The organism is Micromonospora sp. NPDC005205 (assembly GCF_040608275.1).
Classification (GTDB): domain Bacteria; phylum Actinomycetota; class Actinomycetes; order Mycobacteriales; family Micromonosporaceae; genus Micromonospora.
The window spans coordinates 51,577-63,297 of record NZ_JBEXHV010000028.1 but is presented as its reverse complement, the minus strand read 5'-3'; the positions used below and the strand labels follow the sequence as shown (position 1 = coordinate 63,297).

Below are 11,721 nucleotides of genomic sequence, written 5' to 3'. Positions count from 1 at the left end.
CCGACTCCGCCGACCCCAACCAGGCCGCCTACCAGATCAGCGTCGAACACCTCGCCGACTGGATCGCCACCCGCGGCTACGCCACCAGCTGACCCGAACCACACCACATGACGAAGGGCCGGACCCCACCACGGGGCCCGGCCCTTCGTCATGACCAGTCGAAGATCAGTGCTCGTTGCCCGCGCGGACCGGATCGACGTCAGGGGCCACCGCAGCCGACTGACCGTCGGAGGCCACCTCCACGCCGGACGCGCTGTCGGTCGACGTGACGCGGTGGGCGCGGCGGCGCAGCCACCAGGTGCTGCCGAGCCCGGCGAGCACCGCGAGGACCAACCCGGCCCAGGAGATGTCCTTCAGCCAGTGTTCGGCCGCCTTGCCGACCGAGTAGAGCAGGTACGTCGTGCCGAAGGCCCAGACCAGGCCGCCGGCCGCGTTAGCCAGGAGGAAGCGGCGGTACGGCACGTGCAGCGCACCGGCGAGCGGCCCGGCGAGGATCCGCAGCAGTGCCACGAACCGCCCGAAGAAGACCGCCCAGACGCCGTGCCGCGCGAAGCTCTGTTCGGCACGGGCGAGTTGCGCCGGGCCCAGGTGTTTGGGGAACCGTCTGCCCAGCCGGGCGAGCAGCGGGCGACCGCCGCGTCGGCCGACGGCGTACCCGACGGAGTCGCCGACGATGGCGCCGAACGCCGCGGCGCTGGCCACCCACTCCGGCTCCACCACTCCGGTGGCGGCGAGCAGGGCGGAGCTGACGAGCACGATCTCTCCGGGCAGCGGGACGCCCATGCTCTCGACGCCGATCACGCCGGCGACGATGAGGTAGACCACGCCCGGAGGCAGGGCCGAGAGCCAGTGCTGGACGTCGACCACTCGGCACCCCTTCCGATCCGGCCTCCGACCCTACCCCGGGACCTGGTGAACCGGCGTGCTCGCGGACACCCGCCCAGCCGCCATTCAGGCTCAACCGCGGGAGTCGAGGCTGGCGTCAGCCGGCGAGCGGGGCGACGAACTCCAGCCGGTTGCCGTGCGGGTCGTGAGTATGGAAGCGGCGCATCCCGGGCAGTTCGTCGTCACCCCAGACGACGTCGTACCCGGCGTCGAGCAGCCGACCGGCAAGCATGTCGAGGTCGGGGCGGAGCAGGGCAGGGTGTGCCTTGCGGGCGGGGTGGAAGTCGTCTTCGACGCCCAGGTGCAGTTCGGCGTCGTACCCGATGAACCAGCAACCGCCGCGGGCGGCGAGGGCCGGGGGTTTGGGTTTCTCGACCAGGCCGAGCAGGCCAGCGTAGAAGGCGCGCGAGACCTCCTCGGTGCCGCGCGGACAGGCCAGCAGTACGTGGTGGATCATTGCGGTACCTCCTGTCTCGAACCCTGGCACTCGCTTGCACATATAGCAAGACGGACGTACGGTTTTGTTGGAAGCGGAATCGGGCGGTAAGTGTCACCTAACCTCGGCGGCACCCCGGCCGGTGCGACAGACTGCTCAGGACTACTCACGGTCGCTGGTGTGAAGGAGTACGACGTGGCGAGCCTCGACACCTTCGGTGCGAAGACCCAGCTACGCGTCGGAGACGCGAGCTACGAGATTTTCAAGATCGACAAGGTGGACGGCCACGCGCGGTTGCCGTACAGCCTGAAGATCCTGCTGGAGAACCTGCTGCGGACCGAGGACGGCGCGAACATCACCGCCGACCACATCCGCCAGCTCGGCGGGTGGGACTCCACCGCCGCCCCGAGCGTGGAGATCCAGTTCACCCCGGCGCGGGTCCTGATGCAGGACTTCACCGGCGTGCCCTGCGTGGTCGACCTGGCCACCATGCGCGAGGCAGTACGTGACCTGGGCGGCGACGCCACCAAGGTCAACCCCCTCGCCCCGGCCGAGCTGGTCATCGACCACTCGGTCATCGCCGACCTGTTCGGCCGCGAGGACGCGTTCGCCCGCAACGTCGAGCTGGAGTACGAGCGCAACAAGGAGCGCTACCAGTTCCTGCGCTGGGGTCAGACCGCGTTCAACGAGTTCAAGGTCGTCCCGCCGGGCACCGGCATCGTGCACCAGGTCAACATCGAGTACCTGGCCCGCACCATCATGGAGCGCAACGGCCAGGCGTACCCGGACACTGTGGTCGGCACCGACTCGCACACCACGATGGTCAACGGCCTGGGCGTGCTGGGCTGGGGCGTCGGCGGCATCGAGGCCGAGGCCGCGATGCTCGGCCAGCCGGTCAGCATGCTGATCCCCCGGGTGGTGGGCTTCAAGCTCTCCGGTGAAATGCCGGCCGGCACCACCGCCACCGACCTGGTGCTGACCATCACCGAGATGCTGCGCAAGCACGGTGTGGTCGGCAAGTTCGTCGAGTTCTACGGCCCCGGCGTGAGCGCGGTGCCGCTGGCCAACCGGGCCACCATCGGCAACATGTCCCCGGAGTACGGCTCCACCGTGGCGATCTTCCCGATCGACGCGGAGACGATCCGCTACCTGGAGCTGACCGGCCGGGACGCCGCGCAGGTCGCGCTCGTCGAGGCGTACGCCAAGGAGCAGGGTCTCTGGCACGACCCGGACGCCGAGCCGGACTACTCCGAGCGCCTGGAGCTGGATCTCGGCACCATCGAGCCGTCGCTCGCCGGCCCGAAGCGCCCGCAGGACCGGGTGCCGCTGGGCAGCGCCAAGACGCTGTTCCGCTCCGCGTTGACCGACTACGTGGCCGACGACTCCGTCGGTGAGCGCGACCTCAAGCCGGGTGTCCCCCGCGAGGAGCTGCCGCGCGGCGCCAACGGCCCGGCCGACGAGGCCAGCGCCGAGTCCTTCCCGGCCAGCGACCCGCCGGCCAACGAGTTCAGCGACCCGGCCGACGAGCCGCGCGACCTGGAGACCGCGGCGGTTGGCGCGGGCGGCCGGGCCAGCAACCCGGTCCGGGTCACCGGCACCGACGGCGTGGAGTACGAGCTGGACCACGGCGCAGTGGTGATCGCCGCGATCACCTCCTGCACCAACACGTCCAACCCGCAGGTGATGATCGGTGCCGCGCTGCTGGCCCGCAACGCGGTGGAGAAGGGCCTGTCCCGCAAGCCGTGGGTGAAGACCACCCTGGCGCCCGGGTCGAAGGTCGTCATGGACTACTACGAGCGCGCCGGCCTCACCCCGTACCTGGACAAGCTCGGCTTCAACCTGGTCGGCTACGGCTGCACCACGTGCATCGGCAACTCGGGCCCGCTGCCCGAGGAGGTGTCCGCCGCGGTCAACGAGCACGACCTGTCGGTCGTCTCGGTGCTCTCGGGCAACCGGAACTTCGAGGGCCGGATCAACCCGGACGTCAAGATGAACTACCTGGCGTCGCCGCCGCTGGTGGTCGCCTACGCCCTGGCCGGCACCATGGACATCGACCTGGCCAACGAGCCGATCGGTGAGGACTCCGAGGGCAACCCGGTCTACCTGCGCGAGATCTGGCCGAACAGCGCCGAGATCCAGGACGTCATCGCCCAGGCGATCGGCGCCGCCGGTTTCAGCGCCGCGTACGCCGATGTCTTCGCCGGCGACGAGCGGTGGCAGTCGCTGCCGACCCCGACCGGCGACACCTTCGCCTGGGAGAACGACTCCACCTACGTGCGTAAGCCCCCGTACTTCGAGGGCATGCAGCAGGAGCCGAGCCCGGTCGTCGACATCTCCGCCGCCCGGGTGCTGGCCAAGCTGGGTGACTCGGTGACCACCGACCACATCTCCCCGGCCGGCGCGATCAAGGCGGACTCCCCGGCCGGCACGTACCTTGCCGAGCACGGCGTGCCGCGCCACGAGTTCAACTCGTATGGTTCCCGCCGGGGCAACCACGAGGTGATGATCCGGGGCACCTTCGCCAACATCCGGCTGCGCAACCAGCTGGTGCCCGGGGTGGAGGGTGGCTTCACCGTCAACCACCTCACCGGCGAGCAGACCTCGATCTACGACGCCTCGACGGCCTACCAGGAGGCCGGCATCCCGCTGGTCATCCTGGCCGGCAAGGAGTACGGCTCGGGCTCGTCGCGGGACTGGGCGGCCAAGGGCACGATGCTGCTGGGCGTCCGGGCGGTCATCGCCGAGTCGTACGAGCGGATCCACCGCTCCAACCTGATCGGGATGGGCGTACTGCCGCTCCAGTTCCCGGTGGACGTCACCGCCGAGTCGCTCGGCCTGACCGGCACCGAGACGTTCACCATCACCGGGGTGACCGCCCTGAACGACGGTGATACCCCGCGCACCGTGCAGGTCAGCACCGACACCGGCGTGGAGTTCGACGCCGTGGTGCGGATCGACACCCCCGGTGAGGCGGACTACTACCGGCACGGCGGCATCCTGCAGTACGTGCTGCGCCGCATGATCGCCAACTGATCGCGTACGACTGGTGGAAGGCCGCTCCCGCTCCGGCGGGGGCGGCCTTCGCCGTCCACACCGAGGCGGGCTTGCGGTCAGAGCGCCCGGAGTCGCTCGTCTATTGCCGCATCCACCTGCCCGACGTCGTAGCCACGTAATCGCCGTCGCAGGGTGGCCGCCCGCAGCGCGTCTCGCGTGGCAGCCCGTGACACAGCGCTGTCAGTGGCCAGCGCCCCATCGACCTCGGCGAAGAGACTCTCAACCTGACACATGTCGTAACCGCGCAGAGTTACCACGAACGGCAACGGCGTGATGGCGGGTGGTCGCGTCGGTCCGCTCGGGGTGCCCGGGTGCGCAAGTGCAGCCAGCCGTTGGGCTATCGCCGCGTCCACGTCCCGGGGGGCGTAGCCCCGTAAACGCCGTCGCAGGGTGGTCGCCCGGAGCGCGTCTCGCGCGGCAGCCCGCAACACTGCACTGTCGGCGGCCACAGCCTCATCGACCTCGGCGAAGAGACTCTCGACCTGACGCATGTCGTAACCGCGCAGAGTAACCACGAACGGCAGTGCCATGTGGCCACCATATCGATCGCCGCCTGCGCCGACAGGGGTGAGCGCTCAGCGCAGCCGCAGTGCGACCGGACACCGTGCAGGTCGGGCTTCCTCCCGCCCGCGGCGGGAGGGAGCCTGCGTCGGTCCCGGGTCGTTCCCCCTGTCGTGCCCCGCCACGGGCTAACCTCTGCAAGGAGGTGTCAGGGTGGCCGGTGAAGCTGCGGCACAGTTCAACCTCCACGATGCCAAGACGAACCCGCCACGCATCACCGAACGGGTCGAGCACGGCGAGGAGACCGTGGTCAGCCGGGCTGGCAGCCCAGCTGCCGAGGGCATTGCTATACGTCGGACAACACGCATCGGTCGCGGGTCTCTACGCGGTCCGTTGGACCTCACCGCCAACTGGGATTCCGACGAGGTCAACGACGAGGTTGCTCGCTGCTTCGGGCTGTCCGGATGACGCTCTGCTCGACACGCATGTGGTGCTCTGGTAGCTGACCGACGTTGCGCAGGCCCTGCACGAAGGCCTGGCCCTGGTCACCCATGAGGACCGCATCCAGAAGTACGGCGTACCAATCCTAGTAGCGTGACTCTCGCCTGCTCGCGGATGAGGTCGTCGGCCCGGTCGGATCGCCCGGCGGGTGATCCGGGAGAACTCGGGGATCAGGGTCGCCCGGCGGGCGGCGTCAGTCGGGGTCGCTCGCAGTAGCGGACAGGGCCAGTCCTGACCGCAGGCGTCGCACGTCCAGAGCGGGCCGTCGGCGGTGTGCGCGACCGGCGGACCGCTCCGCGACCGCCAGCGTGATGCGGGTACGCGGCTGACCTCCCCGCGATCGAGCGAGAAGATCGCGCCGATCTTGCAGTTTCGGTTGTCGACATGGGTGGAATGCCCCTACTGCCGGCACAGAAAGTGCAAGATCGCCGAGGGGGGCCCTCCCGGCCCGCCGATCATGGAGTTGTGGTGCCTGGTTTGGTGTCTCACAGGGCTTTTGTTGCCCACCACAACTCCATGATCGGCGAGGTGGTGCGTGGGGGTGCGGGGTGCGGGGCGGGGTGCGGGGCGGGGTGCGGCTCGTCAGTGGGACAGGTCGGCGGCCCGGTCGAGCAGCGCACGGCGCTCGGCGGTCGAGCCCACCGCTGCCGCCGCCTCCCGGAACAGTCCTGCCGCGCGTCTCCGGTCGCCCTGCCGGGCCACCAGATCGGCCTGCACCGCCACGGCGAGCGGATGGTCGTCCAGCCCGCCCCCGGCGCGGGCCGCGTCGAGCAGGACCAACCCGGCGGCTGGCCCGTACGCGTAGCCGTGCGCGACCGCGCGGTTCAGCGCGACCACGGGCGACGGCCGGATGCCGAGCAGGGCGTCGTAAGCGTGGGCGATCGTCGGCCAGTCGGTCTCGTCGGCCGAGGCGGCGGTGGCGTGGCAGGCGGCGATTCGGGCCTGCCACGCGTACGGCCCGTCCTGGCGTACCCGATCGAGGGCGGTCAGGCCCTCGGAGATGGCGGAGCGGTCCCACCGGTCGCGGTCCTGCCGTTGCAGGGTGAGCAGGTTGCCGGCGGCGTCGCGGCGGGCGTCCCGACGGGAGTGTTGGAACAGCAGCAGCGCCAGCAGCGCGGCGACCTCGGACTGGTGTGGCATCAGATGGTCGAGCAGCCGGGCCAGCCGGACCGCCTCGTCGGCGAAGGCCGGTTCGCCGTCGGCGACGTAGCCCCTGGTGAACAGCAGGTACAGCACGGCGAGGACGCCGGGCAGCCGCTCGGTCAGCGCCGGCCCGCTCGGCACCCGGTACGGGATGCCGGCCTGGGCGATGCGGGTGCGCGCCCGGGTCAACCGGCGGGTCATCGTCGACTCGCTGACCAGCAGCAGGCGGGCGATGTCAGCGGTGGGCACGCCGCAGACCGTTCGCAGCGTCAACGCCACCCGGGCCTCGATCGCGAGCGCCGGATGGCAGCAGGTGAAGATGAGACGCAACCGGTCGTCCACCACGTCCTGCCCCACCTCGGGCTCGGGCTGCGCGTCGTCGGGGGTGAGCAACGCCAGTTCGTGCAGCTTGCGCCGCTCCACTGTGGCCCGGCGTAGCACGTCGATCGCCCGGTTGCGCGCCACGGTCATGAGCCAGCCGCCCGGGTTGGCTGGCACACCGTCGGTGGGCCAGCGTTCCAGCGCCACGGTCAACGACTCCTGGGCGCAGTCCTCGGCCAACGCCCAGTCCCCGGTGACACGGATGAGGGTCGCGACGATCCGGGGGTACGCCTCGACGCTGGCGACCGCGACGGCCTCCGCCGCCGCCGCGTCGGACGGTGCCGGGATGCGCACCGGCCGGCGCGGCGGGGTGGACAACCTCGTCAGTCGGACAGGTCCGCGAACGGACGCAGTTCCAGTCGCCCCTCACGGGCCATCGGGTGGGTGCGGGCCACCTCGATCGCCTCGTCCAGGTCGGCGCAGTCGAGCAGGTCGAAGCCCACGATCACCTCGGCGGTCTCCGCGAACGGCCCCTCGGAGACGAGCAGCTCGCCGTCGCGAACGCGGACGGTGGTGGCCGCGCTGGTCGGCCCCAGTACGTTGCCGGTCAGGCGGCGGCCACGAGAGTCGTTCTCCGCCACCCACTTGTCGATGTCGAAAAGCTCGGTGGGGTCGGTGTCCGGCTCGGTGTCGCTGCAAACGAACATCATGTACTTCATCTGATCGCTCCCTTGGTTTCTCGGGGTGTCGCCAGCATGACGATCGGCCGGGAGCGTTCCGGACACCCTCCCCCGAGAAATTCCGGTCAGTCTCCGCTGGCGGCGCGGCGGCGGGCCTCGCGGGTCTTCATGGCGTGCTCCATCAGCGTGACGAGCACCTCCTTGCTGGACTCACGCTGCCGGGCGTCGCAGAGCAGCACCGGCACACCCGGGTCCAGGTTCAGCGCGGCCTGCACCTCGTCGAGCCGGTACTTCCGGGCGTCCTGGAAGCAGTTCACCGCCACCACGAAGGGCGTGCCCCGACCCTCGAAGTAGTCGATCGAGGGGAAGCAGTCGGCGAGCCGGCGGGTGTCGGCCAGCACCACCGCGCCGATCGCCCCCAACGCCAACTCGTCCCAGACGAACCAGAACCGGTCCTGCCCCGGGGTACCGAAGAGGTACAGCACCAGGTCGTCGCTGATGGTGATCCGGCCGAAGTCCATGGCCACGGTGGTGGTGGTCTTGCTCTCCACCCCGGACAGGTCGTCGATGCCGACCCCCGACTCCGTCAGCACCTCCTCGGTGCGCAACGGCCGGGTTTCGCTGACCGCGCCAACCATCGTCGTCTTGCCCACGCCGAAGCCGCCCGCGACCAGGATCTTGATCGCGGTGGGCAGTGGCGTCGCTCCCGCCGGCCGGTCAGAGTGCCCGTAGTCCATTGATTACCGCCTCGAAGATGCTGTTGTCGGGAAGACCGGCCGTGGTCTGCGGCTCGCGGACCTGCACCAGGCTGCGGGCCGCCAGATCACCGAGGAGCACCCTGATGGTGCCCACCGGCAGGTCGAGATGGGCGGCGATCTCGGCGACGGACTGTATGCGTTGGCACAGCCCAACGATCGCCAAGTGTTCGGGACCGAGACCGACCTCGGGCGTGACCTCGGCTCGGGTCGCCGTGACCAGGGAGATCAGGTCGAACGTGCCGGTGACCGGGCGGGCCCGACCACGGGTCACCGCGTACGGACGCACCACCGGACCCGCGTGGTCATCCACCCACTGGTGGTCTGCGGACTCCCCCTGGACCGTCATCGCCGCTACCTCTCGCCGACCTGCTGATCAGTGCCGCGCGACGGTGATGCGACGTACTTGCCGACCCGGGTGACCAGCATCGCCATCTCGTAGGCGATCAGGCCGACGTCGGCGTCCTCGGTGGCCAGTACCGCCAGGCAGGCGTTGCGGCCGGCCGCGGTGACGAACAGGAACGACGACTGCATCTCGATGATGGTCTGTTGCACCTGCCCGCCACCGAAACGCTTGCCGGCGCCCCGCGCGAGGCTCTGGATGCCGGCCGCCATCGCAGCGAGGTGCTCGCCGTCGTCCCGGCTCAACCCCTGCGAGGAGGCCATCAGGAGGCCGTCGGTGGAGAGCGCGACCGCGTGTTCGGCCTGCTTCACCCGGCCCACCAGGTCATCCAGCAACCACGTCAGGTCGGCGCTCGAAGCCGTCTTCTGGGTCACTTCGTCGTCCTCTTCTCGCCCGGCTGTGCGCCGTTGTTCGTCTGGGGCTCGACCGTCACACCGCGCGTTGCCGGTGCTCGGTCAGGTCGCTTGTGGATCCTCGTCGGCCAGCTCGGACGGCGTCGTCGTCACCGGTGCGCCGGAGGCGCCGCCGAGCAGCCGCGCCGCGTCGGTCCGCCCACGCCGGGTGCCGGTCTGGTAGGAGCTCATCATCCGGCGAACCTGCTCCGGTGGGCGCACCACATCCTCGTCGTCGGCTTCGGACATCGCCGGGTCGTCTCGCAACTCGGGAACAATGTTCGCCTGTCGGACCCGGACGGGCAGGCCGGAGTCGGTCCGCTCCGCATCGGCGCTGGCGGGCGCCGGCCCACCGTCGCCGGCCGGGGCCGCCTCTTCGTCGGGGGTTTCCGGGCGGGTGGTGTCGACAGCGGGCAGCCCGGTGGGCACTGTCGGGGCTTCCAGGGCCGGCTGAGCGGGCCCGCGGCGGGCGCGGGTGGGCAGGTCGGGGGCGCTGGTTGCCGGGGTGGTCCGCTGTCGGGTGGGGAGAACGGTGTCCGCCTCGGCCTCCCCGTCCGTCGTCGGCGCGGTGGTGTCGGCTGGATTCGGCGCCGCCGAGGTCACCGCCACCTCCGACGTGGTGGTCGTCGGTGCGGCGAGCGCGACCGGTGCGAGGGGGGTCGTACGGCCGGTGTCCGTGGCGGGTGCCGGCGGCATCGGGATGGCCGAGCCGGTCCGGAACGAGCCGGAGTCCTCCGGGGAGGCGTCGGCCTCGGTGACCAGCTCCAGCGGGATCAGCACGACAGCGGTGGTGCCGCCGTACGCGGACTCCTTGAGCCGTACCCGCACGCCGTGCCGTTCGGTCAGCCGGCTCACCACGTAGAGCCCGAGGCGGGCGGCGTTGGCGAGGTTCAGCTCGGACTGGTCGACGATCCGGTGGTTCGCCGCGGCCAGGTCCTCCTCGCTCATGCCGAGGCCACGGTCCTCGATCTCGATGGCGAAGCCGTTGGAGACCAGTTGGCCGCGGACCTCGACCGTCGTGTGGGGCGGGGAGAACGACAGGCCGTTCTCGATCAGCTCGGCGAGCAGGTGGATGACGTCGCCGACCGCGCGGCCGGCGAGCGAGACAGGACCGAGCGGCAGCACGTTGACCCGGGTGTAGTCCTCCACCTCGGCCACGGCGCCGCGCACCACGTCGACCATCGGGACGTTGCGCCGCCAGGCCCGACCAGGGGTGGAGCCGGAGAGCACGATCAGGTTTTCCGCGTTGCGCCGCATCCGGGTGGCCAGGTGGTCGACCCGGAACAGGTCCTCCAGCTCCTCCGCGTCGTGCTCGCGGCGTTCCATCGCGTCGAGCAGGGTGAGCTGACGGTGGACGAGCGCCTGCGTGCGTCGGGCCAGGCTCAGGAAGACCTCGCGGACGTTGCGACGCAGGTCGGCCTGCTCGACGGCGGTGCGCAGGGCGGTCTCCTGAACGGCGTTGAACGCCTTGCCGACCTGACCGATCTCGTCGGTGCCGAACTCCAGCGGGGGCGCCTCGGTGGCCACGTCGACCTCCTCGCCGCGCCCGAGCCGGTCCACCACCCGGGGGAGCCGCTCGTCGGCGAGCTGCCAGGCGGCCTGTCGCAGCCGCTCCAGCTGGCGCAGCAGGTTCCGCGCGGTGGTGATGGAGACGACGACGGAGGCGATGACGGCGAGCAGGCCCAGACCGGTGGCGAGTACCAGCCGGACGACGACCATCACGGCGACGCCGGTGGCCCGGTCCACGATGCCCTCACCACCGCCGAGCACGACGTCGTCGATCGCGGCCAGCGCGGGTTCCACGGTGCCGCGCCACTGCTCGGCGCCGACCGGCAGCTGCGTCGACGGCCGGCCTTCGCGGATGATGCTGTCCTGCACGGCGCGCAGTCGGGTGAACGCCTCACCCTCGACGAGCTGCCGGTAGCTGCGCTGGTCGGCGTCGGCGAGCCGGACCCGGGCCTCTTCACCGACGAACCGCTCCGCGCCGACCAGCGCGACGTAGCGGGCATACTCCGCGCCGCTCATCCGGCCGTTGCCGAAGAGGCCACTGAGCAGCGCGTCCTCCTGCGAGATCAGCTCCTTCATCCGGTTGAGCTGGATGAGGGCCGCCGCCTCGCCGGCGATCTGCTTGTCGTCCAGACTGCCTGTCACGTCGTAGACCTGGAAGATCGACTCGATCGCGTCGGTGTACGCCTCGGCGGCGGCGACTCGGTCGATCTTGCGGTCCAGCACCTCGGCTCGGGTCCGCTCCAACGTGTCGACCTGGGCGATCGTCATGCGGAGCTGGTTGCCCAGCACGGAACTGCCGGCGATGTCGACCTGCCAGTCGCGCACCGAGTCGGCGAAGGTGGCAGCCAGCTCGGTGGTCTTGCGGTGGTCGGCCTCAAGGGCGCTCCGCTGCGCGGCCTCGGGGTTGCTCAGGTACGCCTGGGTCAACCGCCGCTCCACCTGGAGCTCCTGCAGCAACGGTTCGCTCGGCTCGTACACCTTGGTGTTGATGACCTGAACACCGAGCAGGTTGAAGCCATCACGCAGGGTGACCCAGGCCGCGAACATCCAGAGCGCGACCAGGGAGAGCAGCAGGGCGACAACCTTGGTGCGGATACTCGTACCGCGAGAACGCATTGAACCGTCCCAGGCCGGGCGTTGA

General features: G+C 70.5%; 11 protein-coding genes and 1 pseudogene. 3 read left to right on the top strand and 9 right to left on the bottom strand.

Translation table 11 applies throughout. The features are described 5' to 3' along the window. Window positions 1-92, top strand: a pseudogene (locus tag ABZU43_RS31310) (phytochelatin synthase); the annotation flags it as partial. A 73-nt stretch (window positions 93-165) separates the two neighbouring features. Here the strand turns inward: ABZU43_RS31310 and ABZU43_RS31305 are convergent. Together ABZU43_RS31305 and ABZU43_RS31300 are read right to left on the bottom strand one after the other, a co-directional pair. Then, a complete protein-coding gene (locus tag ABZU43_RS31305) occupies window positions 166-867 on the bottom strand; it encodes a DedA family protein (protein WP_355009981.1) in 702 nt (233 codons plus the stop codon). Window positions 868-982: 115 nt separating this feature from the next. Then, the gene (locus ABZU43_RS31300; RefSeq protein ID WP_355009980.1) at window positions 983-1,342 is read right to left on the bottom strand and encodes a glyoxalase; all 360 of its coding nucleotides are present in this window, start codon (window positions 1,340-1,342) and stop codon (window positions 983-985) included. A gap of 159 nt (window positions 1,343-1,501) precedes the next feature. On the opposite strand from ABZU43_RS31300, the gene ABZU43_RS31295 reads away from it, so the two are divergent. Further along, the gene (locus ABZU43_RS31295; protein WP_355009979.1) at window positions 1,502-4,354 is read left to right on the top strand and encodes an aconitate hydratase; all 2,853 of its coding nucleotides are present in this window, start codon (window positions 1,502-1,504) and stop codon (window positions 4,352-4,354) included. A gap of 77 nt (window positions 4,355-4,431) precedes the next feature. On the opposite strand, the gene ABZU43_RS31290 is transcribed toward ABZU43_RS31295, so the two are convergent. After that, a complete protein-coding gene (locus tag ABZU43_RS31290) occupies window positions 4,432-4,905 on the bottom strand; it encodes a hypothetical protein (RefSeq protein ID WP_355009978.1) in 474 nt (157 codons plus the stop codon). A 184-nt stretch (window positions 4,906-5,089) separates the two neighbouring features. Here ABZU43_RS31290 and ABZU43_RS31285 point away from each other — a divergent pair, with 184 nt between their 5' ends. Beyond that, on the top strand, window positions 5,090-5,344 hold the full coding sequence (locus tag ABZU43_RS31285; RefSeq protein WP_355009977.1) for a prevent-host-death protein: 255 nt from the start codon (window positions 5,090-5,092) through the stop codon (window positions 5,342-5,344). Between the two features lie 615 nt (window positions 5,345-5,959). On the opposite strand, the gene ABZU43_RS31280 is transcribed toward ABZU43_RS31285, so the two are convergent. From ABZU43_RS31280 to ABZU43_RS31255, 6 genes are all read right to left on the bottom strand, one after another. Further along, a complete protein-coding gene (locus ABZU43_RS31280; RefSeq protein WP_355009976.1) occupies window positions 5,960-7,219 on the bottom strand; it encodes a sigma-70 family RNA polymerase sigma factor in 1,260 nt (419 codons plus the stop codon). 5 nt (window positions 7,220-7,224) lie between these two features. After that, window positions 7,225-7,551 (bottom strand): YciI family protein, encoded by a 327-nt coding sequence (locus ABZU43_RS31275; protein WP_355009987.1) that lies wholly within the window; start codon window positions 7,549-7,551, stop codon window positions 7,225-7,227. Window positions 7,552-7,646: 95 nt separating this feature from the next. Further along, window positions 7,647-8,258, bottom strand: a complete 612-nt coding sequence (locus tag ABZU43_RS31270) for an ATP/GTP-binding protein (RefSeq protein ID WP_355009975.1) — start codon at window positions 8,256-8,258, stop codon at window positions 7,647-7,649. Beyond that, window positions 8,239-8,625, bottom strand: a complete 387-nt coding sequence (locus ABZU43_RS31265; RefSeq protein ID WP_030337267.1) for a DUF742 domain-containing protein — start codon at window positions 8,623-8,625, stop codon at window positions 8,239-8,241. Before ABZU43_RS31265 ends, ABZU43_RS31270 begins: the two co-directional genes overlap by 20 nt. Window positions 8,626-8,630: 5 nt before the next feature. Continuing rightward, on the bottom strand, window positions 8,631-9,053 hold the full coding sequence (locus ABZU43_RS31260; RefSeq protein ID WP_030337269.1) for a roadblock/LC7 domain-containing protein: 423 nt from the start codon (window positions 9,051-9,053) through the stop codon (window positions 8,631-8,633). Between the two features lie 81 nt (window positions 9,054-9,134). Continuing rightward, window positions 9,135-11,696: a nitrate- and nitrite sensing domain-containing protein gene (locus tag ABZU43_RS31255; protein WP_355009974.1), complete on the bottom strand. Its 2,562-nt coding sequence runs from the start codon at window positions 11,694-11,696 to the stop codon at window positions 9,135-9,137. Window positions 11,697-11,721: the final 25 nt, after the last annotated feature.

Excerpts from the sequence above, each read along its gene's own strand:
- ABZU43_RS31275 (WP_355009987.1), bottom strand. The coding sequence starts at position 7,551 with ATGATGTTCGTTTGCAGCGACACCGAGCCGGACACCGACCCCACCGAG.
- ABZU43_RS31265 (WP_030337267.1), bottom strand. The coding sequence starts at position 8,625 with ATGACGGTCCAGGGGGAGTCCGCAGACCACCAGTGGGTGGATGACCAC.
- ABZU43_RS31300 (WP_355009980.1), bottom strand. The coding sequence starts at position 1,342 with ATGATCCACCACGTACTGCTGGCCTGTCCGCGCGGCACCGAGGAGGTC.
- ABZU43_RS31290 (WP_355009978.1), bottom strand. The coding sequence starts at position 4,905 with ATGGCACTGCCGTTCGTGGTTACTCTGCGCGGTTACGACATGCGTCAG.
- ABZU43_RS31270 (WP_355009975.1), bottom strand. The coding sequence starts at position 8,258 with ATGGACTACGGGCACTCTGACCGGCCGGCGGGAGCGACGCCACTGCCC.
- ABZU43_RS31255 (WP_355009974.1), bottom strand. The coding sequence starts at position 11,696 with ATGCGTTCTCGCGGTACGAGTATCCGCACCAAGGTTGTCGCCCTGCTG.